The organism is Acidovorax sp. AC410 (assembly GCF_979253235.1).
Genome location: NZ_CEEDCG010000001.1, coordinates 3764469 through 3791374, shown reverse-complemented (window position 1 = coordinate 3791374; position 26906 = coordinate 3764469). Strand labels below are relative to the sequence as shown.

The window sequence follows — 26906 nt, the reverse complement described above, 5'->3', positions numbered from 1 at the left end:
GGGCATATCGATCTCTTTGGTTCAGACAATGGGTGGGTGGCAGAACGGGGGATGCTTCATGCGCCGATCAGGCCACCGTCCACGACGCATCGCCCAGCGCGGTCACGCCGGCGAGCTTGACCAGGCTGTCGTTGGCACCCAATGCAGCGGTGCTGTCGTTCACGAGGATGTAGGTGTCGGCACCGTAGCGGAAGGCGACGGCCTTGTGGGCCCCGGCTGCGGTGGCGGCCAGGGCCGCTGCATCCAGCAAGGATGCCGATGCCGAGATGCTGGCCAGTTGCGCTTCACCGAGGGCCGCCTTGACCGTGGTGCTGGCAGCGGTCAGACGGACCGTGTCGACACCGTTCTCGAAGTCGGTCACCCAGATGGCCGACCAGCCGAGCGCCTGTGAGGTGCTGGTGTTCAGGTCCCGGGCTGCGGCGCCCGCCAGGCCGCCGATGTGGAGCGTGTCGGCACCGCTGCCCAGGGTGAAAATGTGAGCGTTGTATGCGCCGATGGTGACCGTGTCGGCCCCATCGCCAGCGACGAGGACCAACCTTGCGCCGGAGGCATCGTCGATGCGAATCTGGTCACCCGACCGGCCCCCGAAAAACCCCACAAAGCCGGTGCCGGAGGTGGAGAAGGTCAGCTCCAGTGAGCCCGCGAGCCCGGAAGCGTCGATCGTGGCGATGTGGGTGCCGGTCACGGTGGTCTTCAGCCTCTGACTTCCGGTGATCACGATCTCCTCGGCCGAGTCTGCGGTGATGTTGGCCTGGTTCACGGTGGTGGATGCCACGGTACCTGCCTCGCTCGTGACATAGAGATATTCGACGCCGGTCACGATGACCTCATCGGCCCCGGTGGCATCGGCCAGCAGGATGTTGGCGGAGTCGAACGCGCCACCCACCTCGGCGAAACCCACGCTCAGCGGTCCGCCTGCAAGGGAGTCCTTGATGCCCACCGTCGTCGCGAGGTTCACACCATCGAATGCCAAGGAGCCAGCGGCGGCTTCTCTCCACAGTTGGACAATTCCTGTGGAACGCTCAGCGTTGAAGTAGGCCGCATCGGCAGCCGTGATGAAAACCTTGTCAATGTGCTGCAGCACAGGGGCGATCCTTTCGCCCGCCGCCAGCGTGGCCGTCAACACATCCCCCTGCCTGGGCCCGCCCCCACCAATCACATCGCCAGATCCCAACTGCCCGGGGCGGGCAGCCAGAAAGAGATCGCCACGCCCGGTGCCTGGCAGAACGTCGTCTCCGTCCGTCAATGAGAACGTTTTACCGGCATTCACCGGAATGGAAGGCGCCGGGCCGGATGGGACGGTATTCGATGGGATGCTGGATTTGTCGTGCGACCTGGCCACCTCCCTGTTCCATCGCGCCGCTGCTGCTCCGTAGAGGGCCTGATCGCCCGTGGCGTTTTCCAGGCCCGAGAGGATCTGTCCCAGTTGCAATGCGACGATGCCCACATTGCCCTTGCCTACGGAGACCAGGTAATCCGCCACTGCCGCTTGCAGGCCGGAATTGGGCAGCAGGCCGAGATTTCTCAGGAGCTGGGTGGACAGCTGGGCTTCGGCAAGACCTGTGTAGTTCGCGCCGTACAGCGTCGCGAAATGGAGGATTCCAGACGAGCCGGCAGCCTCGACCATGTTGTAGTAGGCGGCTTGGGAAGGCGATGTGTCATTGAAGGCACGGTTCAGCATGGTCACGCCGGCCTGGACGTCGGTAATTTGTGTTGGCATATCGAACTCGTATTCAGTCAATGAGGGGGGGGCAAGGCTGGGCATGCCTCGGCAGGCCGGCGGCCTGGCCAGAAGGATGAGGCCTCGGGGCACTCCGCAGGGCTGCGCATCAGGCCGCCGCCCACGACGCATCGGCCAGCGCGGTCACGCCAGTCAGCTTCACCAGGCTGTCGTTCTCCCCCAGTGCCGCAGCGCCATCGTTCACCAGGATGTAGGTGTCGGCACCGTAGCGGAAAGCAATCGCCTTGTTGGCGCCGCCCGTAGTGGCCGCCAAGGTCGCGGCGGCCAGCAGCGAGGAGGAGGCCGCGATGCTGGCCAGCTCGCCGCTGCCCGGCGCGGCCTTGGTCGCAGGGTTGGAGCTGGCCAGTTGGAGCATGTCCGTGCCGCTCACGAAGCCGGTCACCTGGATGGCCGACGCGTCCAGCGTGGCCGCGGTGCTTATGTCCATGTTCTTGGCCACCATGCCCGCCAGGCTGGCAATGGACACCGTATCGGCACCAGCCCCCAGGGCGACCTTGTGTGCGGCCTGGGCGTTCAGGGCGATGGAAACACCCTGGGTGCCGGCAAGCGTCAGGTCCAGCGCCGCCATGAACATTGGCGATGCATCGATCACGGACAGCTTGGCCCCCGTCACGGTGGTGGTCAGGGCCTGGCCGCCGAAGATGGTGATCTTTTCCGCCTGATCGGCGGTGATGCGGACCTGGTTGGTGGTGGTCGCTGCCACACTGCCTGGCATGCTCTGCACCTTCAGGGTTTCGACCCCTGCAACGATGATTTCGTCGCCCCCTGTGGCATCCGCGAACACGACATTGGCCGTGTCGGCAGTGCCCGCCGCACCCGCAAACTTCACGGTCAGGGCACCGCCTGCGCCGGAGTTCTGGATGCCGACGGCAGTTGCCAGGTTCACGCTGGAGAACGTGGCGGCGCCTGCGGCGGCGTCAACCCACAGTTCCGCCAGGCCGGTCGCGCCCGCAGCGCTGAATTCGGCCCCGGCGCCCGCGGTGATGATGACCGTTTCAATGTTGGTGAGTGTGGGCGATACCACCGCTGCAGCTGCCAGCGTCGCCTTCAGGGTGTCGACGCCACGGCCGCCATCGACCACGTCGGCGCTGGCCAAGAAGCCCGGCGTGTTGGCCAGGATGGTGTCGTCACGGCTGGTGGTCTGTGAAGAGGAAACGACGTCATCACCAACAGTCAGCGACAAGGTCGTACCGGGCATATCGATGGGACCGACATGCGAGGGGAAGGTGTTGGCAGGGTTGGCCGAGTAGTTGTACGACCCCGTCAATTCGCTGTTCCATGCCGCCGCAGCGGCCTTGTAGATGGCCCAGTCGCCTGTGGCGTATTCCAGGCCCGACAGGATCTGTCCCAGTTGCAGGGCAACGATGCCCACATTGGCCTTGCCCACAGCCACCAGATAGTCTTTCAGGGCGGTCTGCAGGCTGGCATTGGGCAGCGCCCCCATGTTCCCCAGCAGCTTGCTTGCCAAGGCATCTTCGCTCAGGTCCTGGAAACCTGCGCCGTACTGGAATGCAAAAGCCATGTTGCTCTGGGCCGTCGTGCCTGCAGCAGCCACCTGGCTTTTGAATACCGTATTCGATGGGGCCTGGTTGTTGAACGCACGGTTCAACACGACAACGGGGTCGTATACAGGAAAGATGGTGGCAGGCATTGCGAACTCCACTCCAATGCAACAGAGATGCGCGAAGCGTAGGTGCAAGCCAGGCAGGACCGTGTGTCAGTCGTCACAAAAAAACATTTTGCAACCTGTCGCGCAGCCGTGTGCCGGCCTTGGATGGTCCGGCAGCGCTGGCTGCCGGCACGCGCTCAGGCGGCGGCCGCCGTGATCGAATCCAGCGGCCAGCGAGGCTTCACGTCAAACGCGTACTCGGCCGAGGCCTGCTGCTGCCCCGATTCGAGGCGCATCGCGGCGGCCATGGCGATCATGGCGCCGTTGTCGGTGCACAGGTGCAGCTCGGGGTAGTGCACGCGCACCTTGTTTTTGGCGCAGGCTTCGTTGAGCTGCTTGCGCAGGTGGCGATTGGCGCCCACGCCGCCGGCCACCACCACGCGCTTCATGCCGGTCTGCTTCAAGGCGGCGAGCGTCTTCTTCACCAGCACCTCGACGATGGCGGCTTCGGTGCTGGCGGCCAGGTCGGCCTTGCGGGGTTCGAGTTCGTCGCCGAGCTTCTTCGCCTGGGTGAGCACGGCGGTCTTGAGCCCCGCGAACGAGAAATCGAGGTCGCCGCTGTGCAGCAGCGGACGCGGCAGCTTGAAGGCCGTGGCATCGCCCTGCTCCGCCAGCTTCGACAGCGCGGGGCCGCCAGGGTAGCCCAGGCCCATGAGCTTGGCCGACTTGTCGAAGGCCTCGCCAGCTGCGTCGTCGATGGTTTCGCCCAGGATCTCGTAGCGGCCCACGCCGTCCACGCGCATGAGCTGGGTGTGGCCGCCGGACACCAGCAAGGCCACGAAGGGGAACTCGGGTGGGTCGGCGCTCAGGAAGGGCGAGAGCAGATGCCCCTCCAGGTGGTGCACGCCCAGCACCGGCTTGCCCAGTGCTGCGCCCAGGGCACAGGCCACACCTGCGCCCACCAGCAGCGCACCGGCCAGGCCCGGGCCGCGGGTGTAGGCCACCACATCCACATCGGCCAGGCTCTTGCCGGATTCGGCCAGCACCTGGCTGGCCAGGGGCAGCACGCGGCGGATGTGGTCGCGGCTGGCCAGCTCGGGCACCACACCGCCATAGGCCTGGTGCATTTCGATCTGGCTGTGCAGCGCGTGGGAAAGCAATGCGGGTACCTGGCCGTCCACCCGCGTTTCCACCAGGGCCACGCCGGTTTCATCGCAGGAAGATTCAATACCCAGTATCAGCAACGTCATGGCCTCAAGTGTAGAGCGCTCGCACTGGCCGCGAGGCGCCACAATCGGACAACCCCACGCATTGCTGGCATGCCCCGCCTTTTCGCTTCCATGGCCGACGCCCTCCACTTCCATTCGCCCCAGCTGGCCCAGATGCTGCTCCTGGCCCAGCAGGTGCGCGCCTGGGAGCGCGTGGCACCCGCCGAATACCAGGCCCTGCAACAGCGCCAGTTGCACACGCTGATGCGCCACGCCCACCAGCATTCGCCCTTCTGGCGCCAGCGGCTTGAGGCGGCCGGCTGGCCCACCGAGAGGTCACCCGGGGCGGTGCTCGAACGCCTGCCGCTGCTCACCCGCGCGGACCTGCAGACGCACTTTGTCGATGCGCGCGCGCGCTGGCCCGGCCTGGAGGAGGCCGGCATCGCCACGTCCGTCACCTCGGGCTCCACCGGCGAACCCGTGCGCGTGGAAAAGGTCGCGGCAATGTACTCGCCTCTGTATGCCGCCATCTCGTGGATGGAGGCCCAGTGGCACCAGCGGGATGCGGCGCGCAAGATCGCCGTGCTGGGCACCGGCCTCACCGACGGCACGCGCGACAGCTGGGGCGACATGTACGCCGCACTGGGCCTGCGCGGCCCCTGCGTGGTGCGCAACATCACGCAGCACGGCATGGATTCGCACCTGGACTGGCTGCTCGCGCACCGGCCCGACTACCTCAAGTGCAGCCCATTCGCCGCGGCCGAGCTGGCGCGCATGGCGCTGGCACGCGGCGTGCAGTTGCCCATCCGGCAGGTGATCTCGCAGTCCGAGCGGGTCACGCCCGGCCAGCGGGCGCTGTGCCTGCAGGCCTTTGGCGCGAAGATCATCGACCGCTATTCGTGCGAGGAAACCGGCTGGATCGCGCTGCAGTGCCCCGAACACGATCACCTGCACCTGCTGGGCGCCACCACGCTGATGGAGATCGTGGATGGTGAAGGCCGGCCCTGCCCCGTGGGCGTGCCGGGCCGGGTGCTGGTGACCAGCCTGCACAGCTTTGCCATGCCCATCATCCGCTACGAGCTGGGCGATATCGCCGAGTGGGGTGGGCCGTGCAGCTGCGGCATGGCCCTGCCCGTGATCGCACGCATGGGGGGCCGCACGCGGCACCAGGTGCAGACCGGCAAGGGCCCCCTGCCCATGCCCTTTCTGGGCGATGAGCTGGGCAGCATCGAACCCATCCGCGCGTTTCGCATGCGCCAGTACGCCGATGGCACGCTGCAACTGGAGATCGAGGCGCCGCGCGCATTGAGCGCAGACGAACACGCCGCCGTGCGCGCGGTGTTCGCCGCCAATGGCCTGGCCGACCTGCCGCTGCGCGTGGAGCACCTGGCCCGCATCGACTGGCCGACAGGGCGCAAGCGCGAGGAGTTCGAGCGCGTGGACCGCGCCTTCGAACCGAAACCCTAGTCTTACTGCGGCCAGACCTTGCCCTGGTTCACAACGGCGCCGCTGCCAGCTCGGTAGCCAAAGTAGACCTCGGCATTCGCTGCCCGCATCTCCGCTTCGGTGAAGTCCAGCGACGGCTTGAACTGCAGCGTGGCAGCGTTTGTCACCTGGCTCGCGAAGGCAATGCCCTCGGCGTCTGCCGGCACCTGGCTGGTCCAGCTGCCATCACCCTTGCGGAAGAACCACAGATCCGACGCCTGGCCCTGGCCATTGGCCGGAATGCGCGCCGCCACCCAGGCGCTGATCTTCGGGTTGGCAGCCACATCAGCTACTGTCTGCGCCAGGGTGATGCCCAGTTGCAGCGGCTGGCCGGGCGTGGACAGCACCGCAGTGGAAACCGTTGCAGTCGCCACCGTGGCGGCCGCCGCCTGCTGATCGGCGGTGTTGACAGTGCCCACGGCAGGGCCCGGGCCCTCCACCGGGTCGGGGTAGGTCGTGGTGGTCCAGGTGATCGCTGCGTACCCGGCAGCGTACCTGGCCATGTCCACGTCGATCGCGCCCTGCACGTCGTACAGCGGGCTGCCGTTGATCTGGCGGATGTAGAGCCAATTGCCCTGGCTGGTGCTGCCCTTGCTGGCGTCGAGCAGGCCGCCCACGAAGCGCACGGTGCCACCGCCATCGTGCACCACGAGGTGGTCGGCACCGGGCTCGTTGACCAGCCGCGAGAACGTGGTGTCGATGTGCTCGCTGGCCTGGACGTTGGTGTACTCTGCGGCGCCCAGGGCCCCCTCACGGACCGGTGCTGAGCCGTAGCGCAGGGCGAAGGCGGATTCGGTGCGCTGGGGCGCATAGCCCGAGAACATGAACGAACGGGTGCCCGCGGGGATGTAGACCTTGAACTCCTTGTACTGCAGCTGGTAGCCGGTGAACTCGGACAGCGCCAGCGATCCGCCACCCGGGAAGGCACAGCCCCCCGTGGCGTAGCCAATGGCGCAGCCCGTGACGCCTTCAGGCGCGTACTGCTGCTTGAAGCCGATCCTGGTATTGAAGGTGTAGTCGTAGGTGCCGGTGGCAGGGGGCAGCGCGATGCGCAGCGGCGACTGGTGAAGCGAAACGAAATTGGCAGCGTGGGCCAGAGACACCACCGCAGAAAGACACAAGACAACCAGAAACCGCATCGACACCACTCCAGGCAAAACCAAATAGCCAGCAAAAAGCGCCCATCGGGCGCTCACCCATTCAGTTATCAACAATAACTTCAGCCACCAAGACCGCGTAGGACATGCCGCACACGAAGACGCGGCCCTGTCCCGCCATACGGGCGTGGCGAAGCTCAGAGAGGCATGGCGCAGCGAAGTTCCTGTAAAGATTCGTACCGCAGGCAGGGCCCGGCCCGGGCAAGCGGCTCCCCGCTGTGGGTCAGCGCAGCGCCGCGCGCGAGTTCAGCAGTTGCTGCACCATGGCCACCACCGTGGTGGTCTGGGTGTTGTATTGCGATTCGGGGGCAGAGGGTGCCTCATAGGCACTGTCCCAGCCGGTCAGCCCCGTGATCTGCCCCGCCTTGGCGCGCGCATACAGGCCCTTGGGATCGCGCCGGGCGCACTCCTCCACCGGCGTGCTCAGGTGGATCTCGTGGAACTCGCCGGGAGCGAACAGGGCGCGCACCCGCTGCCGGTCGGCCTCGAAGGGGGAGACAAAGGCGCACACCACGGTCATGCCGTTGTGGGCCATCAAACGCGCCACCTCACCGGCGCGCCGGATGTTCTCGGCCCGGTCGGCGGCCGACAGGCCCAGGTCCGAGCACAGGCCCTTGCGCAGCTCATCGCCATCGAGCACGCAGGCCCGGCCACCGGCCTGGTTGAGGGCCTGGGCCAGCGCGGTGGCCAGGGTGGTCTTGCCTGCGGCGGGCAGACCGGTGATCCAGTAGACGAGGGGGTTCAAACAGGGCTCCGGGCTGGATAGGTCGGGAAATGGTCCACCTCCTACTATGCCAGCCACGGCACCGTCCAACACCCAAAAAGAGCTGGTGTCTCCCTGGTCTTCGTTCTTACCAGCGGTCCGAGCGCATGCGCAGCTCCCACCCGCCCCCGCGCAGCTCGTACACGCCCACGGCGCCATAGCGCTGCTCACCCTTGTCGTCCCAGGTCATGGTGCCAATCACCGGCGCATAGCCGTTGATGCTGTGCATGGCCTTGGTGATGTCCTTGGGGTTGGCGGATTTGGCCTTCTGGATCGCGGCCGACAGCACGTAGGTGCTGTCGTAGCTGTAGTGGCCGCCGTAGGCCGGCGGCTTCTTGAACTCGGCCACATACTTTTCGAGGAAGGGCTTGCCGGTGGTGAACTCCTTGGCCTCCAGCACGGGCGAGGTGGCGTAAATGCCTTCCACGATGCCGGCGCCCTTGGCCATGTCGGTGGTCTTGATGGTGTCGCCACCCAAGAGGCGCACCTTGGTGTGGTCAACCTTCTTGAGCGCCTCCAGCAGGGCAATGGCCTGGAAGTCATTGAGGGTGGAGACGATGACCTCGACCTTGGCGGCCTTGAGCTCACCGGCCAGGGCATCGAAGGCGGTGGTCTTGTCGTCGAAGGACTTGCGCACCACGACTTCCTTTTTCTCCGCCTTGAGCTGCTCGGCCGCGCCGTCGGCCAGGCCCTTGCCGTAGGGGGTGCCGTCGTCCAGCGCTGCGTAGCGGCTGGCGCCCAGCTGCGTGGCGGCGAACGAGCCGATGGCGCGCGCCTGCAGCGTGTCGTTGGCCACCATGCGGAAGGTGGTGGGAAAGCCCAGCTGGGTGAACTTGGGGTTGGTGGAGATGGCGATCTGCGGAATGTCCTTGGCCGCGTAGATGGGTGCCGTCTCGATGCTCACGCCCGAATTCAGGTGGCCGATGACCGCTACCACGCCGGCATCCACCAGTTGCTGGGCCACGGTCTTGCCGGTGGCAGCGTCGGCCTTGTCGTCCACGGACACCACCTCCAGTGTCACGCGCTTGCCGTCCACGGTGTAGCCGCCCTTGTTGAGTTCGGCCACGGCCAGGTTCACCCCGTTGAGCAAGTCCTGCCCCAGGGCGGCCAGGGGCCCGCTCAGGGGCTGGGCCACCCCGATCTTGATGGTGTCGGGCACTTTGCCGCAACCCGCCAACAGGGCGGTGGCGGCCACAGCGGTAAAGGCCAGGCTGGCCGAGAATCGGCGCCGGTCGATGGGCAGGTTCATGCAGGAAGCTCCATATCAGTATGTCAATGTGACCGGATGTATATGCGACGCCGCGAAGAGGCGCTATCGGGTATGCCCTCCCAATACACACTCTATTAGCAAGTTTCAGGCCCCCGCCGCCATTGGCCCTTCAAAAGCAGGGTAGACCCCTGTCCGCACCAGCCCGGCGCACCAATTTGTGGCGCAAATCTTGCTATGCTGACGGCATGAATGAGGCCTTGCGCATAGTGGTGGTCGCCCCCGATCTGGCGGTTGCCGACCCCGACGACGAGCACGCCCTGCTGCAGGCAGAGCGCTCGCGGGCGCTGCGCATTGGCCTGCTGGAAAACAACTTCAACCTGGTGGCCACGCTGCCGGCCGACGTGTTCCTGAGCGAGCGCCTGGCGCAATTGCAGCCGGACCTCATCATCGTGGACGCCGAAAGCGAAGCACGCGATGCCCTGGAGCATGTGGTGATGGCCACGCGCAACGAGCGCCGCCCCATCGTCATGTTCACCAACGACGAGGACACCTCGCACGTGAAGGCGGCCGTGGCGGCCGGTGTGTCGGCCTACATCGTGGCGGGCCTGGCGCCCCAGCGCATCCGCCCCATCCTGGACGTGGCGATGGCACGCTTCCAGCACGAGCAGGCGCTGCGCGCCGAGCTGGCCGACGCCAAGACCGAGCTCAAGGACCGCAAGACCATCGACCGCGCCAAGGGCCTGCTGATGGAACGCCAGGGCCTGACCGAGCAGGCCGCCTATGAAAAACTGCGCAAGACGGCCATGGACAAGGGCCTCAAACTGGTCGACGTCGCGCAGCGCATGCTCGACGTGGCCGATCTGCTGGGCTGACAAGGCCCCCGCTGCGCACGCTGCCACTGCAGCAGACGCGTTTCACGCCGGACGCACTGCACCACTCCCACCCCTGCCCTGGCACAGCACGGCCCGCGATGGTGCATCGCACAACACCTGTGCGATCAAAGACGGTGCATGGCTTGCGCGCTTTCATGAAGCAGCCGCCTGACCATCCCATTTTGATTCGATAGTTAGCTATCAAAAACAGAGCATCCTGGCAGATCACAGGGCTGGCACAAGGCTTGCATTACCTGGACAAGACCAACGAAGGTCTTCGATGAGCGGTATCCACCCAATGGCGGGCAGGTACCCCTCGCCACCGGACACAGGCGTCCCACCCGCGCTCGGCGCTGCGTGACTTTCTTTGTGAAGTTGCAGCAGCCCAGGCGCAGGGGGGACGCCTTTTTTGTTTTTCACGCCACCAGGGAAGCACCATGACCGATCTGCTCAAAACCAGTCTCAACCGCCGCACCGTGCTGCAGGCCGCCACCGTGGGCGCCGTGGGTGTGAGCCCGGCCCTGCGCGCACTCGTCCACGCACAGGGCTCCGACGCCCCCGAGAAGAAGGAAGTGAAGATCGGCTTCATCCCGCTGACCGACTGCGCCAGCGTGGTGATGGCCTCGGTGCTGGGCATCGACAAGAAGTACGGCGTGACCATCATCCCCACCAAGGAGGCGAGCTGGGCCGGCGTGCGCGACAAGCTGGTCAACGGCGAGCTCGACTTTGCCCATGTGCTCTACGGCCTGGTGTATGGCGTACACCTGGGCCTGGCCGGCCCCAAGAAGGACATGGCCGTGCTGATGAACCTGAACCAGAACGGCCAGGCCATCACACTGTCCAAGAAGCTGGCCGACAAGGGCGCCGTCAACGGCGCCGGCCTGGCCAAGCTCATGGCCAGCGAAAAGCGCGAGTACACCTTCGCCCAGACCTTCCCCACCGGCACGCACGCCATGTGGCTGTACTACTGGCTCGCCGCGCACGGCATCGACCCGATGAAGGATGCCAAGGTCATCACCGTACCGCCACCGCAGATGGTGGCCAACATGCGCGTGGGCAACATGGACGGTTTCTGCGTGGGCGAGCCCTGGAACCACCGCGCCATCATGGACGGCATCGGCGTGACCGCCACCACCACGCAGGACATCTGGAAGGACCACCCCGAAAAGGTGCTGGGCACGACCTCGGAGTTCGTGCAGAAGTACCCCAACACGGCGCGTGCCGTGACGGCCGCCATCCTGGAAGCCGGCCGCTGGATCGACGAGAGCCTGGGCAACAAGAACAAGATGGCCGAGACCATTGCCGGCAAGGCCTACGTGAACACCGGCGTGGACGCGATCAACCAGCGCATCCTGGGCCGCTACCAGGACGGCATGGGCAAGACCTGGGACGACCCCAACCACATGAAGTTCTACAACGACGGTGCGGTGAACTTCCCCTACCTGTCGGACGGCATGTGGTTCCTCACCCAGCACAAGCGCTGGGGCCTGCTCAAGGACCACCCTGACTACGCCGGCGTGGCCAAGGCCATCAACCGCGTGGACGTCTACAAGCAGGCAGCCGCTGCCTCCAAGACCCCGCTGCCCAAGAGCGACATGCGCACGCACAAGCTCGTGGACGGTGTGGTGTGGGACGGCAAGGACCCCAAGAAATACGCCGACGGTTTCAAGATCAAGGCCTGAGAGGCCATGGGCCCACAGCTCCCCGTTCGCCCCACGTTCCCACCCGCACAGGAGATCACCATGGTCAGTGCCGTTTTCCACTCCCCTCCCGCCGCCCTGCCGGCCGACGCACCGGCAGCGCCCGCCCGGGGCGCTGCCATCCAGGCCGAAGCCCGCAAGGCGCCCCCCGCCAGCGTGCCCACGCCACGCGCCCCGCGCGACTGGGCCGCGCTTTCGCGCAGCTTCTGGATGGCCGTGCTGCCGCCATTGTGCGGCCTGGGCCTGCTCATTGGCCTGTGGGCCGTGGTGTCCACCACCACCGGCGGCAGCATTCCCAGTCCGCTGGCCACCTGGGCGCAGGCGCTGGAGATCTTCAGCAACCCGTTCTACCGCAATGGCCCCAATGACCAGGGCGTGGGCTGGAACGTGCTGATGTCGCTGGAGCGCGTGGCCGTGGGCTTCGGCCTGGCGGCGCTGGTGGGCATTCCCGCGGGCTTCGTGATCGGGCGCTTCAACTTCCTGTCGCGCATGTTCAACCCACTGATCAGCCTGCTGCGCCCGGTGTCGCCACTGGCCTGGCTGCCCATTGGCCTCTTGGTGTTCAAGGGCGCCAACCCGGCTGCGATCTGGACCATCTTCATCTGCTCCATCTGGCCCATGGTCATCAACACCGCGGTGGGCGTGCAGCGCGTGCCGCAGGACTACATGAACGTGGCCCGGGTGCTCAACCTCTCGGAGTGGAAAATTGCCACCAAGATCCTGTTCCCTGCCGTGCTGCCCTACATGCTGACCGGCGTGCGCCTGGCGGTGGGCACGGCCTGGCTGGTGATCGTGGCCGCCGAGATGCTGACCGGCGGCGTGGGCATCGGCTTTTGGGTCTGGGACGAGTGGAACAACCTGAACGTCAAGAACATCATCATCGCGATCTTCGTGATCGGCATCGTGGGGCTGGCGCTGGAGTTCGCGCTCATCAAGCTGGCCACCGCATTCACATTCGAAGAGGTGAAGGCATGAACACCGCAACCGCAGCACACGCATCCCACGCCGCCAAGTTCATCGAGGTGCAAGGGGTCGAGCAGACCTTCAAGACCGCCAAGGGCCTGTTCCCCGCGCTCAAGGACATCAACCTCACCATCGCCAAGGGCGAGTTCGTGGCCCTGATCGGGCACTCGGGCTGCGGCAAGTCCACGCTGCTGAACCTGATCGCCGGCCTGACCACGCCCACGGCTGGCGCCCTGCTGTGCGCCAACAAGGAAATCAAGGGCCCCGGCCCCGAGCGCGCGGTGGTGTTCCAGAACCACTCGCTGCTGCCCTGGCTGACCTGCTTCGACAATGTCTACCTGGCGGTGGAGCGCGTATTCAGCGGCCGCGAAAGCAAGGCCGAACTCAAGGCCCGCACCGATGCAGCGCTGGCCCTGGTGGGCCTGACCCACGCGGGCCAGAAGCGCCCCGGCGAGATCTCGGGCGGCATGAAGCAGCGCGTGGGCATTGCCCGCGCCCTGTCGATGGAGCCCCAGGTGCTGCTGATGGACGAGCCCTTCGGCGCCCTGGATGCCCTGACGCGCGCCAAGCTGCAGGACGAGTTGCTGGAGATCGTGGCGCGCACGCAGAGCACCGTGGTGATGGTCACGCACGACGTGGACGAAGCCGTGCTGCTGTCCGACAAGATCGTGATGATGACCAACGGCCCGGCCGCGACCATCGGCGAGGTGCTGCAGGTCGACCTGGCCCGCCCGCGCAAGCGCGTGGAGCTGGCGGAAGACCCGCAGTACGTCCACTACCGCAAGGCGGTGATCGATTTCCTCTACACGCGCCAGGGGCATGTAGAGAAAGCCGCCTGAGCCTTGCGCGCCACCAGCGCGCGCCACAGCAGACAAGGCGCTGACCGCTACCGGTCGGCGCCTTTTTTACATGCTCAGTGCGCGCCGGAGATGTACTGCTCCAGTTGCTCGATGATGAATTTCTGCTCGGAGATGATGTCCTTGACCAGGTCACCGATGGAAATCATGCCCACGAGCTTGCCGTTGTCCACCACGGGCAGGTGGCGCAGGCGGCCTGTGCTCATCATCTGCATGCACTGTTCGCTGGTCTGGTCGGGCCGCACGAAGCGCACAGCCGAGGTCATCACGTCGCGCGCCAGCGTGGCGGCCGAGGTACGGCCCAGGAGCGCGATCTTTCGCGCATAGTCGCGCTCGGTGAAGATGCCCACGATGGCATCCCCTTCGGTGACCACCAGAGCGCCGATGCCCTTGTCGGCCATGAGCTGCAGGGCGGCGAGCACGGAATCCGTGGGCCTGATGGTGTGCACGGTGGCGTCAGGCTTGGACTGAAGAATCTTGGCTACGACGGTCATGGAAACCTCCCTCTGAGAGACGTGGATACGGGGCACAGGACCATTTCAGCCCATCTGCCTGCCGAGCGCAACCGGTAGCGTCCCATGCTGATGTTTCTGCGCTGTTGCATTGCCCCACGGCCGAAACAAATCGAAAAGAAACGAAACCGCGTCGAGACCCCCGGTACGGGTTAACCCGGCACGATACACCCATGTTCAACGCGCTGGCTCTCTCGGGAACAAGCAAGCTGGACACCGCAGGAACTCTGTGGATTGTTTCTGATACCGGAATAGTTAATTTGCGACTGAGTGGTTTTTCAATGAACACCCCAGGCGTACAGTTCAACCCATCGATGAGCCGAACCCGCAAGGCGACTCACCGAACCCGGTTCAGCAGCTTGTTCGTATCGCAGCCGTTCCGGTTTTTTTGAGACGCTTTTTTCATCCAAAGGACATCACCATGAACACGACCGCACGCTTCCTCTCCATCGCCGCTGTTGCCGCTTTCGCCTCTTTCGGTGCCCAGGCCGACGAAGCCGATGCTTCGCAATTCGCCACCAAGTTTGAAACCAACCGCACCCGCGCCGAAGTGGCCGCTGAAGCCGCCACCGTCGCCCAGACCCGCAGCATCGAGCCTGCTGGTTCGCGTGTCGTGACCTACAAGTCCACCGCCGACCGCGCTGCCGTGCGTGCCCAGGCTGCTGACGCTGTGCGCACCGGCCAGATCTCTTCCGGCGAAATCGGCGCTCTGTAATTCGCATCCAGTTGGCGAATTGCCCCGTATTCCTCAGTACCTCGTCCTCATTTTTTGAATTTCACAGGAGTTTCACCATGAACACCACCGCACGTTTCCTCTCCATCGCCGCCGTTGCTGCTTTCGCTTCCTTCGGTGCCCAGGCTGACGAAGCCGATGCTTCGCAGTTCGCCACGAAGTTCGAGACCAGCCGCACCCGTGTCGAAGTGATGGCCGACGCCGCCACCGTGGCCAAGACCCGCAGCATCGAACCCGCTGGTTCGCGCGTGGTGTCTTACCAATCGACCGCCGACCGCGCTGCCGTGCAAGCCCAGGCTGCCGACGCCGTGCGCACGGGCAAGATCTCGTCGGGCGAACTCGGCTCGATGTAATTTGCCAGGCAACGGGGCTGCCGACCGCACGGCAGTCCCCTGCAAAAAAAGGCCGGAGCCCCGCAAGGGGCCCCGGCCTTTTGCCATGTGGCTGGGATCCGGCTACTTGCGTGCCGCGGCCACCGCCCCCTGCACTTCCTTCCACAGGTCTTCGCCCACATTGGTGGCGATGCTGGCGTTCACGGCACCGAGCTTCTCGCGCATGCGGCTGGCTTCGGCGGACGACAGTTCGTTGACCTGCATGCCCTTGGCCTTGAGGTCGGCCAGCGCCTTGGCAGCCTCGTCGCGCGTGTCCTGGCGCTCGAACTCGCGGCTCTTCTTGGCGGCGTCAAGCAGCACCTTCTGCTCGGCTTTCGACAGACCGTCCCAGTACTTCTTGCTGACCAACACGATCCAGGGGCTGTAGACGTGGTTGGTGACCGTGAGGTACTTCTGCACCTCGTAGAACTTGCTCGACAGGATGGTGTTGTAGGGGTTCTCCTGACCGTCCACCGTGTTGGTCTCCAGGGCCGTGAACAGCTCCGAGAACGGCAGTGGCACGGCATTCGCGCCCAGGGTCTTGAAGCTGTCGAGGAACACGTTGTTCTGCATCACGCGCAGCTTGATGCCGTTCATGTCCTCGAGCTTGGCCACGGGGCGCTTGCTGTTGGTCAGGTTGCGAAAGCCGTTTTCCCAGTACACCAGGCCCACGAGGCCTTTTTCCTGCAGCTTGTCCATGACCTTCTGGCCCACCGGGCCGTCCAGGACCACGTCGGCCTCCTTGGCGTTGTTGAACAGGAAGGGCGTGTCCCAGATCGCCATCTCCTTGGTGATGCCGACCAGCGTGGCGGTGGAGCCGACCATCATCTCCTGCGCGCCGCCGATCAGCGCCTGCTGCATCTGCACGTCCGAGCCCAGCGCGGCGGCACCGATGGCGCGCACCTTCATCTTGCCGCCCGAGGCCTTCTCGACCTCCTGGGCGAACAGCTTGGTGGCGCGGCCCTGGTTGGACACTTCGTTCAGGCCATAGCCGAAACGGATGATGCGCGGCTTGAAGTCCTGGGCAGCGGCCTGGAACGAGGCGGCGACAGCGGCGACCGACAGGGCGGCCAGCAGGGTACGGCGGAAAGTCTTCATGGTTGTCTCCATTGGCAAGGGAAAGAAAGGCACGGAAAAAGAAAGGTGCAACGCCATCACCGCATCCAGAGGACCGGTGCCGTCACGATCTGCGGGAACACCACCAGCAGCGCCAGGATCAGCACGTAGGTGAACAGGAACGGGTTGACGCCCTTGATGACGCTGTGCATCGAGATGCGGCCCACGCCGGCCACGACATTGAGCACGGTGCCCACGGGCGGGGTGATCAGGCCGATCGCGCCGTTGAGCACGAACATCAGGCCGAAGTAGACCGGGTCGATCCCCGCCTTGACGGCGATGGGCAGCATCACGGGCGCGAAGATCAGGATGGTGGGCGTGAGGTCCAGCGCCGTGCCGATGAGCACCAGCACCACCATCATCACCGCCATCAGGATGCGCGGGTTTTCCACCAGCGGGCCGAGCCAGCCTGTGAGCACCGTGGGCAGGTCGGCCAGCGTGATCATGTAGCTGGCCACCTGGGCGCCGGCGCACAGGAACATCACGATGGCGGTGGTCTTGGCGGCGCGCACCAGCACGCCATAGATCTCGGGCACGCGCATCTCGCGGTGCACGAACAGGGCCACGGCCAGCGCATAGAAGGCGGCGACCACGGCGGCCTCGGTGGGCGTGAAGACGCCCGATTTCATGCCGCCAATGATGATCAGCGGCATCAGCAGCGCCCAGAAGGCTTTGGCCGTGGCACGCAGGCGCTCGCGCAGGGGCAGCGGCGCACGGCTCGGCGGCAGGTCGATGCCGCGCAGCACCCAGCGCCACGCGAAGATCAGGCCCACGCCCATCATCAGCCCCGGCACGATGCCCGAGACGAACAGCGCCGAGATCGAGGTGTTGGTCGTCACACCGTAGATCACGAAGGGCATGGACGGCGGGATGATGGGCGCAATGATGCCGCCCGAGGCGATCAGCCCGGCCGAGGTGTTCATCGGGTAGCCCTGCTGGCGCATCATGGGCAGCAAGATGGTGGCCAGCGCCGCCGTGTCGGCCAGGGCCGAACCGCTCATGCTGGCCATGAGCACGGCCGCGCCGATGGCCACGTATCCGAGCCCGCCACGGATATGCCCGACCCAGGCCTGCGCCATGTCGATGATGCGCCGGCTGATGCCGCCGGAGTTCATCAGCTCGCCAGCCAGGATGAAGAAGGGCACGGCCAGCAGCGGAAAGCTGTCGACCCCGGCCACCAGGTTCTGGGCCAGCAGCTGCGTGTCCCAGAAATCGAGCACCCAGGCCATGCCGGCGCCGGTGAGCACCAGGGCCAGGCCCATGTTCATGCCCGTGCCCATGAACACCAGCATGCCCAGCGAGAAAACGAGAAAAGCCTGTGCTTCGGGACCCATGTCCATCACTCCACTTCCGCGCCGTGACCGAGGTCCAGCGGCTTGCGTTGAATCAATTCGATCAGCGCCATCACGCCGATGGCCACCGCGCACAGCAGGGCCGGCAGCGGCAGCAGCGCGGCCGAGTAGCCGAGCACCACCGAATGGCTGCCCGTGCCTACCACCACCTGCTGCCAAGCACCCCAGGCCAGCATGGCGCAGGCGGTTATCACCAAGAGACGGATGAAGGCCGAGAGCAGGCCGAACGCCAGCGGCCGCTTGGCCAGCAGCCCAGCCAGGCTGGTGAAGGCCATGTGCTCACCCGCGGGGTAGGCTGCTGCGGCGCCGATGAACACCATCCACACGAACAGCAGGCGCGACAGCTCCTCGCTGGCGGCGATGCCGCTGCCAAAGCCATAGCGAAGCACCACGTTGATGAAGACGGCCACGGCCATCACGCCCAGGCAGCTGGCCATCAGCACCTGGGCCACTTTCTGGAAGCGGCCGACGGCGACCGGTGCAGGATCGGGAAGGGAGGTGTGGGCACTCATGGGGTGGTTTCCTGGTGGGCGGTAGCAAGCCAGGCGGACACCTGGGCCTGCAGCGTGGCGATGCTTTGCAGGGCATCCAGGCGCAGCACGCCGGGCTCGCCCACGGGCGACTCCAGCGTGGCGAACTGGCTGTCCACCAGCGTGGTGGAGAAGAAGTGGGTGTTCACCCGGGCCGCCACGCGTTCGCCGGCATGGGCCCGGTCGATCTCGAGGAAGGCGAAGCGCACGCCGGGGCAGGCCGCGCGCAGGCGCTCGCGGTAAGCCATCTTGAGGGCCGAGCAGGTGAGCACGGCGCCCGCTGGGTGGTCCTGCAGCAGCTGGCCCAGCGTGGCCAGCCAGCCCTCGCGGTCGGCGTCGGTCAGGGCGATGCCCTGGCGCATCTTCTCGCGGCTGGCGGGACTGTGGTGGTCGTCCCCTTCGATCAGGGGCAGGGCCTGGGCCTGGGCCACGGCGGCGCCCAGGCTGGACTTGCCGCAACCGGCCACGCCCATGACCACGAGGAAAACCGATGACGGCGAACAGTTCATATTGGTAGCGCTATCCAACAAACTTCAAAAAAACATCCCGGCGGGATGAGGGGAAAATTAAGACGCCACAGGAGAAAATGCCACACTACTGCGCATGCTGGCCTTGCCTTGGCATTTGGACAGCGCTATCCTAAATCCATCAGGCCACAACCATTCGAGGGAAAACCCTTGTACAGATCCGAACCCAGGCGCCGTTCCAGCGGCCGCGTCACGCTCAGCCATGTGGCCGAGGCGGCCGGCGTGAGCCCCATCACCGCCTCGCGCGCACTGCGCGGCGAGCGCGGCGTGGCCGACGAACTGGTACAGCGTGTGAAGGCGGCTGCCGCGCAACTGGGCTATGTGCCCGACCCCGCGGCCCGGGCCCTGGCGTCGCAACGCAGCGTGCAGGTGCCGGTGCTGGTGCCCCTGCTCTCCAACGCGCTGTTCGTGGACGTGCTCGATGCCGTACACCGCACCCTGTTCCCGCATGGCTACCAGGCCCTGATCGGCGTGACCCACTACGACCCCGATGAAGAGGAGCAGTTGCTGCGCACCTACCTGGCGCACCGCCCGGCCGGCCTGCTGGTCACGGGCTTTGACCGCACGGAGTCCGCGCGCCAGATGATTGCCGCCAGCGGCGTACCCTGCGTACACCTGATGGAGATGACCACGGCGCCCGGCGTGTACTGCGTGGGCTTTTCGCAGCAGGACGCGGGCCACCGCATCACCGCCCACCTGCTCGAACGCGGCCGCCGGCGCGTGGCCTTCGTCGCCGCGCAGCTCGATCCGCGCACCATGCAGCGCGCCGAAGGCTACCGCCGCTGCCTCAAGGAGGTCGGCCTGCACGACCCGCGCCTGGAACTGCTCAGCGCCCAGCCCTCCTCCATCCGCCTGGGGGCCGAGCTGTTCGAGCAGGTGCTGCGCACCCGGCCCGACGTGGACGCGATCTTCTTTTGCAACGACGACCTGGCCCAGGGCGGCCTGCTGGCCGCGCAGCGCCTGGGTGTGGCCGTCCCTGCGCAGGTGGCGGTGGCGGGTTTCAACGACCTGGCGGGCAGCGACCAGATGCTGCCCACGCTGACCACGGTGCGCACACCACGCTCGTCCATCGGCGAGGCCAGCGCGCGCATGCTGCTGGCGCTGATGCGCGGCGAGGCGCCCGAACACAATTCGGTGAACCTGGGCTTCGAATTGACGGTGCGCGAGAGCACCTGAAGGCCCCAAAGACGGTGAAGATGGACCGCTGCGGCGGTTTTGCAGCCGACACACCTCAAGCCCGACGGCCTCCTGGTCAGAGTTTCTACACCCGAGATGGAGGAGACGACTGCGTCGACAAGCCTGGTGGCATTCAGCGACCCGTGGAAGGCGATGCCGAAGTTTCAGGACCTGCCGAGGCAACGCTGGTGGCAGCCCCCAGCGCTCTGGCGTCGGCCTCCCAGCCGCGCAGTTTGTCGCGAGCATGGCGGCGCTGCTCGGGTGTGGTGCTGTTGTGCAGCTCGGCCAGCCAGGCGCAGTTGTTCTCCACCACCTTGCGCTGATAGGCTGCATAAGCCGGACGCGGCGAGCGCAGCCAACTGCCCATCAAGGCCTTGACCTGCGCCTGGGCGACCGACGCCGCCAAGGCGCGACCGTCGCTGGTGAGCGAACGCAGCGTTTGCAGCGTGTCACGCTGGCGGGCCAGGCGCTCCTGCTGCCACACCTCAGCGTCGTAGGGCGACGCGGCCAGCGCCTTGGACAAGCGCTCTCGTTGCGCATCGTCCAGCCGGCCATAGAGCGTTTCAAGCCGCTCGACGGTACGCTTGTGCCGTTCCTCTCGGCGCTCATCCAGGTCGGGCTGCAGGTAATCGTCGCGGAACTCCTTGTTGCTGCGCTCGTAGCGCTTCTCGATGTGGCGCAGTTGCTGTGGCCTCAGCGACACCACCAGCTCGGTCGCGGGCACCACGGCTTGCGCCAGCGCGGCCTCGGTCCGCAGGAGAAGTTCGGGCTCCCAGCGGCACAGCGCGGCGCCGGTGGTGTTGTCCATCACCTGCGCCTGCATGCGGGCCAACATCCCTGCGTACTCCGGCAGTTGCGTGCTGCGGTGCCAGCGGAACCAGGCGCCGATGGCGTCGCGGGTGCGGGGGCCCTGCTCGTCGTCCAGGTCGGCGTAGTTGTCGATCCACACGGAGGCCCAGTTCGGGGCCTGGTTGTAGGCCAGCCGCACCACGGTGCAGCCGGCGAGAGCGAGTGCCAGCAGGCTGGCGCCGACTATCCGCGCCCCCTTTCGCCACGGCATTGCACAGAACGATTCGCGCATGATTCTCCACATGGTCCTGGTGGCTGCGGGCCAGAAAACCCGCATGGCCTCCGATTCACCGGGCCAGCTGCAACGTGCGTTCGATGCCACCGCCTCGCTGCAGGCAAAAAACACAAAAATACGCTGATGAGCCCGGTGGCTTCAGTTTCTGACCAGGTTGATGCGGGTGAGTTCCGACGGCTTGCAAAGTCGAAGCACGAATCCAGGCCATGGTGCTGCGCCGTCGTTGACATCAATGCAAGTCTCCGATCTTGCAGCTGCCTGAGACAAATCCTTTGCAGACCGACGCTGGGCGCCATCAGCTTCGCCTGCTGCTGGCAGCATTGGCCTACACGCTCATGATCAACATGCGCCGACTGGCCCGGCAGTTTTTCTCGCCGCTTCAAGCCGAGGCGAGCGCCCTTTGCGAAGACGACGATTTCATGGCCTTGCGCAAGGTCACCGCGTCCTGGGCCTGGGCGGGCGCCGATGCGTCGAGGCGGAACACCGCCACCGTCTCGGTGACGGATTGGGCCTGGCCCTGCAGCTCCATGGCCGAGGCCGCGTTCTCCTCCACCAGCGCCGCGTTCTGCTGGGTGATGGTGTCCAGTTGCGCCACCGCAGCGTTGACCTGCGAGATGCCGGTGAGCTGCTCATTGGAAGCGTTGTGGATCTCGCCGATCAGCGTGTGTACCCGGCGCACCAGCTCCAGCGATTCGCCCATGGTCTTTTGCGCCGTGTCGGTCTTGTGGTGGCCCTCTTCCACCTTCGTGGCCGAGTCGTCGATGAGCTGGCGGATCTCCTTGGCGGCCGATAGCGTGCGGTGCGAGAGGCTGCGCACCTCGGACGCCACCACCGCGAAGCCCCGCCCCTGGTCGCCCGCGCGCGCGGCCTCCACGGCGGCATTGAGCGCGAGGATGTTGGTCTGGAAGGCGATGCTGTCGATGAGCTGGGTGATCTCGCCGATGCGACCCGAGGCGGTCTGGATCTGCTTCATGGTCTCGGCCACGCCGTCCACCGCCTGGTTGCTGCGCTCGGCCACCGAGGTCGCCTGCGTGGCCAGCACCGTGGCCTGGCGCGCCGATTCGGCCGTGTGCTTGACGGTGCCGGTGATCTCCTCCATCGACGCCGCCGTCTGCTGCAGGTTGCTGGCCTGGGTCTCGGTGCGCGAGGACAGGTCCTGGTTGCCCTGCGCGATCTCGCGCGTGGACACCTGCATGCGCTCGCTCTCCTGGCGCGCATCGCGCACGATGGACAGCAGGTTCACGTTGAGCTGCGACAGCGCTTTCTGCAGGTTGCCCACCGTGTCGTCGCGCGAAACCTCGATCTTCTGCGTGAGGTCGCCCGCCGCCATGCGGTTGGCCCAGCCCAGCATCTGGAACAGCGGCGCCACCGTGGCACTGTGCAGGTACCAGGCCATGCCGATGGCCAAGGCCAGCACGCCTACCCAGGCCAGGCCCGAGCTGAATGAGAAATCATGCCCGCCCAGATCGGCAGCGCCCCAGGCCGCGAGCACCAGGACCAGCAGGCACATGCACATCTTGCCCAGGGGGCCGAGCTGGAGCCGCGACGCCAGTGCGCCCCAGGCGGTGTTTCTGACCAGGCGGCCGTTGCGCAGCACATGCACCAGGCTGCCGCGTTCCTTTTCGGCGCGCATGGTGGCGTAGAGCTGGTCGGCGGCCTGGATCTGCTCGCGCGTGGCCTCGGTGCGCACCGACATGTAGCCCGTGGGATGGTCGCCCTGCATCAGCGGCGTGACGTTGGCCATCACCCAGTAGAAGCTGCCGTCCTTGCGGCGGTTCTTGACCGCGGCCGACCACGGGTGGCCGTTGCCGATGGTCTCCCACATGTCGCGGAAGGCCTCCTCGGGCATTTCGGGGTGGCGGATCATGTTGTGGGGCTGACCCAGGAGTTCCTCTTTCTCGTAACCGCTGACTTCGATGAACATCGGGTTGCAGTAGAGGATGCGGCCCTTGAGATCGGTCGTGGAGACCAGGGTTTCGCCTTTGGGAAAAACGTACTCTTGGGTACTGACCGGCAGATTCACGCGCATTGGATTTCCTCCAAGGATGGCATCTCGTCCCCGCTGTCTTCGGCCTCCCGACCCTGCAGCGGTAAAACCATCCTAGGAGCAATATTCCCATCGCGCAAACAACATTTGCGCAATGCAGGCTTCCCCAGCATGGGGCAGGCCATGGTGCATGCCGGCGCGCAATGGCCTTCGCTCCGCACCATACCGGGTCATTGGTGCGAAGAAAAATTCAAAATCAATAGCAGCAAACTGTTTGGAAACGGCACTTTGCCAGCAGTTTCTGCAAGCAATGCCGAACGCACCAACATTGGCATACGCCTTGCTTGGATACTGCACGGCCGAAGTTGGCCGTTCGTGTTGCCAGGTGCAAAGGCGCATCCGGCAGGCACAGGACGCAGGCGTCCCCATGGAGAGTTGTTGGCCCATCGGCCGGCGTACTCCGTGCGGACGCCTTTTTGTTTTTCTGTTTTCTTTTCCGTTGCGAGCCACGGCACAGAGCAGCGCTGCAGGCAGGTCCTAACGCCATGCAGGCAGACGCCCTTTCCACGCGAGACATCCATGCTTCAATTTCGGGACTTCCTCAAATCCGGCCATTCCCCCACGCTGTGGTCCGCGTTTCTCTACTTCGCCTTTTCGTGCGCGGTGTGGGTCATCAACGGTGCGATGGCGCCGTTCATTACCGAGAGCCTGAAGCTCACCCCGACGCAGATGGGGATCATGCTGTCCATCCCGATCTTTGCGGGCGCGCTCATGCGCTTTCCCCTGGGCATCCTGGCGCAGTACATCGGACGCAAGAACGCCACGCTGGTGGAGATGGCCGGCATCTTCGTCGCCATGGGCTATGGCTACCTGTTCGTCAACGACTACAACGACCTGCTGGCCATGGGGGTGCTGCTGGGCGTGGCGGGGGCCAGCTTCGGCGTGGCGCTGTCGCTGGGCTCGGGTTCCTTCCCGCCGCGCTACAAGGGCCTGGCCATGGGCATCGTGGGCGCGGGCAACGTGGGCACGGCCGTGTCCGCACTGCTGGCCCCCGTGCTGGCACAGAAGTTCGGCTGGCAGTCGGTCTATGGCTTCGCCGCCGTGGGCGTGGCCCTGCCCGCCATCGTGATGGCCGTCTACGCCAAGGAGCCGCCGGACCGGGCGCCCCACGCGTCCTTTCGCGAGCACATCGCCTGCCTGTTCGAGAAGGACGGCTGGGCCTTCAGCCTGATCTACGCGGTGACCTTCGGCGGCTTCATCGGCCTGATCGCCTTCATGCCCACCTACTTCTACGACCAGTTCGGCGTAAGCAAGGTGCAGGCCGGCCAGTTGACCATGATGGCCGCCTTCCTGGGAGCCGCACTGCGCGTGCTCGGCGGCTGGCTGTCGGACCTGTGGGGCGGGGTGAACACGCTCACGGGCGTGCTGGCCGTCACCACCGTGAGCCTGGTGCTGTGCGGCCTGGCCGAGAACTCCCTGCCCGTGACCATGCTGCTGTTCCTGGTGTGCTTTGCCGCACTCGGCGCGGGCAACGGCGCGCTGTTCCAGCTGGTGCCGCTGCGCTGGCCCCTGTCGACCGCCGTGGCCGGCTCGATGATCGGCGAGATCGGCGCCCTGGGCGGCGGCCTGATCCCCAACGCCATGGGCCTGTCGCGCCAGTACAGCGGCACCTACCTGTGGGGCTTCGTCTCCATCGCCGTGTGCGCCGCCGCCATGCTGGTGCTGCTGCGCGTGATGCAGATCCGCTGGACCCGGACATGGGCGGAGAAAGGGGGGCGTGCGCGCAGCGCATGACCGGCGCAGCCGGTAAGCGCGTCAGCGCTTGCCCTCGCTTTCGCTAAAAGGGTGATCACGCGCGCAAGCTCACCTCGGCAAGAACAGCACCCAGTACACCAGCAGCAGGTTTACCAGCACGCTCACCGCCAGCGCAATCTTCCAGATCGCCGTGGCGTCGCGCTGTATCAGCGGCGCCAGCGGTGCGTGTGCATGCAGGGGCCGCGAGGCGCCGCGCTCCAGCGCCAGCAGCAGTTCCTCAGCGGTCTCGAAGCGCTGGGCACGGTGGCGCGCCACGGCCTTCAAGGCGATCTGGTCCAGCCAGATGGGCACCTCGGGGTTGTGGCGGCTGGGGGCCACGGGGTCGCGGTGGTAGCGCCCGATCTGGTAGGGCACCACCTCGCCATAGGGCAGGCGCCCGTGGCTGAGCAACTGGTACAGCGTTACGCCCAGCGCGAACAGGTCGCTGCCGGCATCGGGCAGTTGCCCGGTTTCGCCATCGGCAGCGCGCTCGTAGCCGGGCCATTGCTCGGGATTCATGTAGCTCGGCGTGCCGGCGTGCAGCAGGCGCGTGGCCTCGGGCTCGCGCCCGCTCAACGCCACCCCGAGGTCGAGCACGCGCAGCACGCCATCGTCCCCCAGGTGCAGGTTGTCGGGCTTGATGTCCCGGTGCACCACGCCCTGGCGGTGCAACAGGCCGAGCACGCGCACGGCCTGGGTGAGCACGCCCACGGTGCGCGCCACGCCAAAGGGCTGGCGCCGGCGCAGTTGCTGGCCCAAGGTTTCGCCCCGGTGCCAGTCATAGAGCAGGTAGAAGAAACTGCTGCTGGCGCCCGATGCAGGGGCAGGCCAGTCGTTCAGGCAGGCCAGATGGGCCGCCGCGCTGCCCGACTGCATGCGCCGCGCCACCCAGGCCTCGTGCGCCAGCGTGGCGCGCTCCTCGCCATCGTGCGCGCGCTGGGGGTTCAGGGTCTTGAGCGCATACAGGCGCTGGGTGGCGGGGTCGCGCACCTGGTAGATGCGGTGGATGCCGCTGTCGGCCACCAGCGCGGTGACCACCAGGCCGTCGACCGCATCGCCCACCTTGAGCAGGGGCAGCACCGGCAGCTCCTGCGCGCGCCGCGATTCATCCTGCAAGGTGGCCTCAAGCACGCCGCGCACCTGCACGGCCATGGCGGTCACATTGTCGCTGCTGCCCCGGCGCAGGGCCGTGCGCACCAGTTCCTCGCACAGTGCCTGCGGCGCCAGGCCCTGGCGCATCAGGCTGCGCAGCTCGCGCTCGGGCAGGCTGCCGTGTACGCCGTCGGACGCCAGCAGAAACAGATCGCCGGTCTGCAACTCGCCCTGGCTGTAATCCACCACCACATGGTCGTCGAGCCCCAGGGCGCGCGTGAGCTGGTGGGCCAGGTCGCGCTGCGCGATCACGTGGTCGGCCGTGAGCTGCTGCAGTCGCCCGTCGCGCAGCAGGTAGGCGCGCGTATCGCCCACGTGCGCCACGGTGAAGGACTGGCCGCGCAGCACAAGGGCCGTGAGCGTGGTCAGCCCCACGGCGGGCTGGCGCCGCCGGTTCATGGCGGCCAGCCAGGCGTTGTGGGCACTGAGGATGCGGTCCAGGGCCACCGTGGTGTCCCAGGTCTCGGGGGTGGCAAAGTAGTCGGACAGCAGCGTGCGCACCGTGGTCTGGGCCGCCTCGCGCCCATTGCCCCCCGCGCTCACGCCATCGGCCAGGGCGGCAATGGCGCCACGGGGCAGGTCGCGCCCGCGGCCCTCGACCAGGGCCGCAAAGTCCTCGTTGCCGTCCTTGCGCCCGGCCTGCGAGACACAGCCGAAATCCAGTTCAAAACTCATGCACCACAGGCAAGCATCTTTCATGCCCAAGCTGGTGCAAAGTGCGCCCGCCAACGCACCCCAGCAAGGCCATGCGCGATTTTCATCCCCATCATGGTGCAATGCAACATGGTGCGCGTGGCGCCACCCTGGGGTTGCGCTCACGGACCACCAGAAAAGACGGGACGCCCCGGATCAGGGCGGCGGGTTGGCACACGCATTGCTTGTTCGAAGGCACGGCCCGCAAGGGCCACGCAGGTCCACGGTGCAATGGCGCACCCGGGCTGGCAAGGACGAAGGCGTCCCCACATGCGGTTTCGAGACATCGAAGCAGCATCGTGCGGGCGCCTTTT

At 66.2% G+C, this 26906-nt stretch carries 26 protein-coding genes; 11 read left to right on the top strand and 15 right to left on the bottom strand.

The genetic code is table 11. The features are described from left to right. Positions 1-67: 67 nt before the first annotated feature. The 3 genes from AC0IZS_RS17565 to tsaD form a co-directional block, all read right to left on the bottom strand. Positions 68-1720: a bluetail domain-containing putative surface protein gene (locus AC0IZS_RS17565; RefSeq protein ID WP_471636783.1), complete on the bottom strand. Its 1653-nt coding sequence runs from the start codon at positions 1718-1720 to the stop codon at positions 68-70. Between the two features lie 109 nt (positions 1721-1829). Continuing rightward, positions 1830-3392 (bottom strand): bluetail domain-containing putative surface protein, encoded by a 1563-nt coding sequence (locus tag AC0IZS_RS17560; RefSeq protein ID WP_471636782.1) that lies wholly within the window; start codon positions 3390-3392, stop codon positions 1830-1832. 155 nt (positions 3393-3547) lie between these two features. After that, on the bottom strand, positions 3548-4600 hold the full coding sequence (tsaD, locus tag AC0IZS_RS17555) for a tRNA (adenosine(37)-N6)-threonylcarbamoyltransferase complex transferase subunit TsaD (RefSeq protein WP_471636781.1): 1053 nt from the start codon (positions 4598-4600) through the stop codon (positions 3548-3550). A 90-nt stretch (positions 4601-4690) separates the two neighbouring features. Here tsaD and AC0IZS_RS17550 point away from each other — a divergent pair, with 90 nt between their 5' ends. After that, positions 4691-6025, top strand: coding sequence for a phenylacetate--CoA ligase family protein (locus AC0IZS_RS17550; protein ID WP_471636780.1), 1335 nt, complete (start codon positions 4691-4693; stop codon positions 6023-6025). Positions 6026-6027: 2 nt separating this feature from the next. Here the strand turns inward: AC0IZS_RS17550 and AC0IZS_RS17545 are convergent, their stop codons facing one another. The 3 genes from AC0IZS_RS17545 to AC0IZS_RS17535 all read right to left on the bottom strand — a co-directional run bounded on the left by AC0IZS_RS17545 (position 6028) and on the right by AC0IZS_RS17535 (position 9212). Continuing rightward, complete coding sequence (locus tag AC0IZS_RS17545; RefSeq protein WP_471636779.1) at positions 6028-7146, bottom strand: hypothetical protein; 1119 nt, start codon at positions 7144-7146, stop codon at positions 6028-6030. Positions 7147-7423: 277 nt separating this feature from the next. Further along, positions 7424-7945 carry an adenylyl-sulfate kinase gene (gene cysC, locus AC0IZS_RS17540; protein WP_471636778.1) on the bottom strand — a complete coding sequence of 174 codons (522 nt, stop codon included), beginning with the start codon at positions 7943-7945 and terminating at the stop codon, positions 7424-7426. A gap of 106 nt (positions 7946-8051) precedes the next feature. Continuing rightward, on the bottom strand, positions 8052-9212 hold the full coding sequence (locus tag AC0IZS_RS17535; RefSeq protein ID WP_471636777.1) for a branched-chain amino acid ABC transporter substrate-binding protein: 1161 nt from the start codon (positions 9210-9212) through the stop codon (positions 8052-8054). A gap of 206 nt (positions 9213-9418) precedes the next feature. On the opposite strand from AC0IZS_RS17535, the gene AC0IZS_RS17530 reads away from it, so the two are divergent. From AC0IZS_RS17530 to AC0IZS_RS17515, 4 genes are all read left to right on the top strand, one after another. Continuing rightward, positions 9419-10045, top strand: a complete 627-nt coding sequence (locus AC0IZS_RS17530; protein WP_471636776.1) for an ANTAR domain-containing response regulator — start codon at positions 9419-9421, stop codon at positions 10043-10045. A 437-nt stretch (positions 10046-10482) separates the two neighbouring features. Further along, on the top strand, positions 10483-11727 hold the full coding sequence (locus AC0IZS_RS17525; protein WP_471636775.1) for a CmpA/NrtA family ABC transporter substrate-binding protein: 1245 nt from the start codon (positions 10483-10485) through the stop codon (positions 11725-11727). 60 nt (positions 11728-11787) lie between these two features. Continuing rightward, positions 11788-12720, top strand: a complete 933-nt coding sequence (gene ntrB, locus AC0IZS_RS17520; RefSeq protein ID WP_471636774.1) for a nitrate ABC transporter permease — start codon at positions 11788-11790, stop codon at positions 12718-12720. Beyond that, positions 12717-13547 carry an ABC transporter ATP-binding protein gene (locus tag AC0IZS_RS17515; protein ID WP_471636773.1) on the top strand — a complete coding sequence of 277 codons (831 nt, stop codon included), beginning with the start codon at positions 12717-12719 and terminating at the stop codon, positions 13545-13547. Before ntrB ends, AC0IZS_RS17515 begins: the two co-directional genes overlap by 4 nt. A gap of 74 nt (positions 13548-13621) precedes the next feature. Here the strand turns inward: AC0IZS_RS17515 and AC0IZS_RS17510 are convergent, their stop codons facing one another. Next, a complete protein-coding gene (locus tag AC0IZS_RS17510; protein ID WP_471636772.1) occupies positions 13622-14059 on the bottom strand; it encodes a CBS domain-containing protein in 438 nt (145 codons plus the stop codon). 191 nt (positions 14060-14250) lie between these two features. Here AC0IZS_RS17510 and AC0IZS_RS17505 point away from each other — a divergent pair, with 191 nt between their 5' ends. The 3 genes from AC0IZS_RS17505 (at position 14251) to AC0IZS_RS17495 (ending at position 15163) form a co-directional block, all read left to right on the top strand. After that, complete coding sequence (locus AC0IZS_RS17505) at positions 14251-14469, top strand: hypothetical protein (protein WP_471636771.1); 219 nt, start codon at positions 14251-14253, stop codon at positions 14467-14469. A 29-nt stretch (positions 14470-14498) separates the two neighbouring features. Continuing rightward, on the top strand, positions 14499-14792 hold the full coding sequence (locus AC0IZS_RS17500; RefSeq protein WP_145699468.1) for a DUF4148 domain-containing protein: 294 nt from the start codon (positions 14499-14501) through the stop codon (positions 14790-14792). Positions 14793-14869: 77 nt separating this feature from the next. Continuing rightward, positions 14870-15163: a DUF4148 domain-containing protein gene (locus tag AC0IZS_RS17495; RefSeq protein WP_471636770.1), complete on the top strand. Its 294-nt coding sequence runs from the start codon at positions 14870-14872 to the stop codon at positions 15161-15163. A 102-nt stretch (positions 15164-15265) separates the two neighbouring features. Here AC0IZS_RS17495 and AC0IZS_RS17490 read toward each other — a convergent pair whose 3' ends face one another. Genes AC0IZS_RS17490 through AC0IZS_RS17475 form a run of 4 tightly spaced genes read right to left on the bottom strand, consistent with a single transcriptional unit; the run spans position 15266 to position 18652 of the window. Further along, a complete protein-coding gene (locus AC0IZS_RS17490; RefSeq protein WP_471636769.1) occupies positions 15266-16279 on the bottom strand; it encodes a TRAP transporter substrate-binding protein in 1014 nt (337 codons plus the stop codon). Positions 16280-16335: 56 nt separating this feature from the next. Beyond that, positions 16336-17631, bottom strand: a complete 1296-nt coding sequence (locus AC0IZS_RS17485) for a TRAP transporter large permease (protein WP_471636768.1) — start codon at positions 17629-17631, stop codon at positions 16336-16338. Positions 17632-17636: 5 nt separating this feature from the next. Further along, on the bottom strand, positions 17637-18161 hold the full coding sequence (locus AC0IZS_RS17480; RefSeq protein WP_471636767.1) for a TRAP transporter small permease: 525 nt from the start codon (positions 18159-18161) through the stop codon (positions 17637-17639). Beyond that, complete coding sequence (locus tag AC0IZS_RS17475) at positions 18158-18652, bottom strand: gluconokinase (protein WP_471639544.1); 495 nt, start codon at positions 18650-18652, stop codon at positions 18158-18160. Before AC0IZS_RS17475 ends, AC0IZS_RS17480 begins: the two co-directional genes overlap by 4 nt. A 204-nt stretch (positions 18653-18856) precedes the next feature. On the opposite strand from AC0IZS_RS17475, the gene gntR reads away from it, so the two are divergent. Beyond that, complete coding sequence (gntR, locus tag AC0IZS_RS17470) at positions 18857-19882, top strand: HTH-type transcriptional regulator GntR (RefSeq protein WP_471636766.1); 1026 nt, start codon at positions 18857-18859, stop codon at positions 19880-19882. A 133-nt stretch (positions 19883-20015) separates the two neighbouring features. Here the strand turns inward: gntR and AC0IZS_RS17465 are convergent, their stop codons facing one another. Continuing rightward, a complete protein-coding gene (locus tag AC0IZS_RS17465; RefSeq protein ID WP_471636765.1) occupies positions 20016-20942 on the bottom strand; it encodes a DUF6279 family lipoprotein in 927 nt (308 codons plus the stop codon). A gap of 19 nt (positions 20943-20961) precedes the next feature. Here AC0IZS_RS17465 and AC0IZS_RS17460 point away from each other — a divergent pair, with 19 nt between their 5' ends. Continuing rightward, positions 20962-21090 (top strand): hypothetical protein, encoded by a 129-nt coding sequence (locus AC0IZS_RS17460; RefSeq protein WP_471636764.1) that lies wholly within the window; start codon positions 20962-20964, stop codon positions 21088-21090. A 255-nt stretch (positions 21091-21345) separates the two neighbouring features. On the opposite strand, the gene AC0IZS_RS17455 is transcribed toward AC0IZS_RS17460, so the two are convergent. Beyond that, the gene (locus tag AC0IZS_RS17455) at positions 21346-22995 is read right to left on the bottom strand and encodes a methyl-accepting chemotaxis protein (RefSeq protein ID WP_471636763.1); all 1650 of its coding nucleotides are present in this window, start codon (positions 22993-22995) and stop codon (positions 21346-21348) included. A gap of 72 nt (positions 22996-23067) precedes the next feature. Further along, positions 23068-23400, bottom strand: coding sequence for a hypothetical protein (locus AC0IZS_RS17450; protein WP_471636762.1), 333 nt, complete (start codon positions 23398-23400; stop codon positions 23068-23070). A 132-nt stretch (positions 23401-23532) separates the two neighbouring features. Here AC0IZS_RS17450 and AC0IZS_RS17445 point away from each other — a divergent pair, with 132 nt between their 5' ends. Beyond that, a complete protein-coding gene (locus AC0IZS_RS17445) occupies positions 23533-24747 on the top strand; it encodes an MFS transporter (RefSeq protein ID WP_471636761.1) in 1215 nt (404 codons plus the stop codon). A gap of 69 nt (positions 24748-24816) precedes the next feature. Here AC0IZS_RS17445 and AC0IZS_RS17440 read toward each other — a convergent pair whose 3' ends face one another. Then, positions 24817-26574 (bottom strand): protein kinase domain-containing protein, encoded by a 1758-nt coding sequence (locus AC0IZS_RS17440; RefSeq protein ID WP_471636760.1) that lies wholly within the window; start codon positions 26572-26574, stop codon positions 24817-24819. Positions 26575-26906: the final 332 nt, after the last annotated feature.

Bases quoted from the DNA above. Each gene is read 5' to 3' on its own strand.
- AC0IZS_RS17565 (WP_471636783.1), bottom strand. From the start codon at position 1,720: ATGCCAACACAAATTACCGACGTCCAGGCCGGCGTGACCATGCTGAAC.
- AC0IZS_RS17560 (WP_471636782.1), bottom strand. From the start codon at position 3,392: ATGCCTGCCACCATCTTTCCTGTATACGACCCCGTTGTCGTGTTGAAC.
- tsaD (WP_471636781.1), bottom strand. From the start codon at position 4,600: ATGACGTTGCTGATACTGGGTATTGAATCTTCCTGCGATGAAACCGGC.
- AC0IZS_RS17550 (WP_471636780.1), top strand. From the start codon at position 4,691: ATGGCCGACGCCCTCCACTTCCATTCGCCCCAGCTGGCCCAGATGCTG.
- AC0IZS_RS17535 (WP_471636777.1), bottom strand. From the start codon at position 9,212: ATGAACCTGCCCATCGACCGGCGCCGATTCTCGGCCAGCCTGGCCTTT.
- AC0IZS_RS17530 (WP_471636776.1), top strand. From the start codon at position 9,419: ATGAATGAGGCCTTGCGCATAGTGGTGGTCGCCCCCGATCTGGCGGTT.
- AC0IZS_RS17525 (WP_471636775.1), top strand. From the start codon at position 10,483: ATGACCGATCTGCTCAAAACCAGTCTCAACCGCCGCACCGTGCTGCAG.
- ntrB (WP_471636774.1), top strand. From the start codon at position 11,788: ATGGTCAGTGCCGTTTTCCACTCCCCTCCCGCCGCCCTGCCGGCCGAC.
- AC0IZS_RS17515 (WP_471636773.1), top strand. From the start codon at position 12,717: ATGAACACCGCAACCGCAGCACACGCATCCCACGCCGCCAAGTTCATC.
- AC0IZS_RS17510 (WP_471636772.1), bottom strand. From the start codon at position 14,059: ATGACCGTCGTAGCCAAGATTCTTCAGTCCAAGCCTGACGCCACCGTG.
- AC0IZS_RS17505 (WP_471636771.1), top strand. From the start codon at position 14,251: ATGTTCAACGCGCTGGCTCTCTCGGGAACAAGCAAGCTGGACACCGCA.
- AC0IZS_RS17500 (WP_145699468.1), top strand. From the start codon at position 14,499: ATGAACACGACCGCACGCTTCCTCTCCATCGCCGCTGTTGCCGCTTTC.
- AC0IZS_RS17495 (WP_471636770.1), top strand. From the start codon at position 14,870: ATGAACACCACCGCACGTTTCCTCTCCATCGCCGCCGTTGCTGCTTTC.
- AC0IZS_RS17490 (WP_471636769.1), bottom strand. From the start codon at position 16,279: ATGAAGACTTTCCGCCGTACCCTGCTGGCCGCCCTGTCGGTCGCCGCT.
- AC0IZS_RS17485 (WP_471636768.1), bottom strand. From the start codon at position 17,631: ATGGGTCCCGAAGCACAGGCTTTTCTCGTTTTCTCGCTGGGCATGCTG.
- AC0IZS_RS17480 (WP_471636767.1), bottom strand. From the start codon at position 18,161: ATGAGTGCCCACACCTCCCTTCCCGATCCTGCACCGGTCGCCGTCGGC.
- AC0IZS_RS17475 (WP_471639544.1), bottom strand. From the start codon at position 18,652: ATGGGCGTGGCCGGTTGCGGCAAGTCCAGCCTGGGCGCCGCCGTGGCC.
- AC0IZS_RS17465 (WP_471636765.1), bottom strand. From the start codon at position 20,942: ATGCCGTGGCGAAAGGGGGCGCGGATAGTCGGCGCCAGCCTGCTGGCA.
- AC0IZS_RS17460 (WP_471636764.1), top strand. From the start codon at position 20,962: ATGATTCTCCACATGGTCCTGGTGGCTGCGGGCCAGAAAACCCGCATG.
- AC0IZS_RS17455 (WP_471636763.1), bottom strand. From the start codon at position 22,995: ATGCGCGTGAATCTGCCGGTCAGTACCCAAGAGTACGTTTTTCCCAAA.
- AC0IZS_RS17450 (WP_471636762.1), bottom strand. From the start codon at position 23,400: ATGGGCCAACAACTCTCCATGGGGACGCCTGCGTCCTGTGCCTGCCGG.
- AC0IZS_RS17445 (WP_471636761.1), top strand. From the start codon at position 23,533: ATGCTTCAATTTCGGGACTTCCTCAAATCCGGCCATTCCCCCACGCTG.
- AC0IZS_RS17440 (WP_471636760.1), bottom strand. From the start codon at position 26,574: ATGAGTTTTGAACTGGATTTCGGCTGTGTCTCGCAGGCCGGGCGCAAG.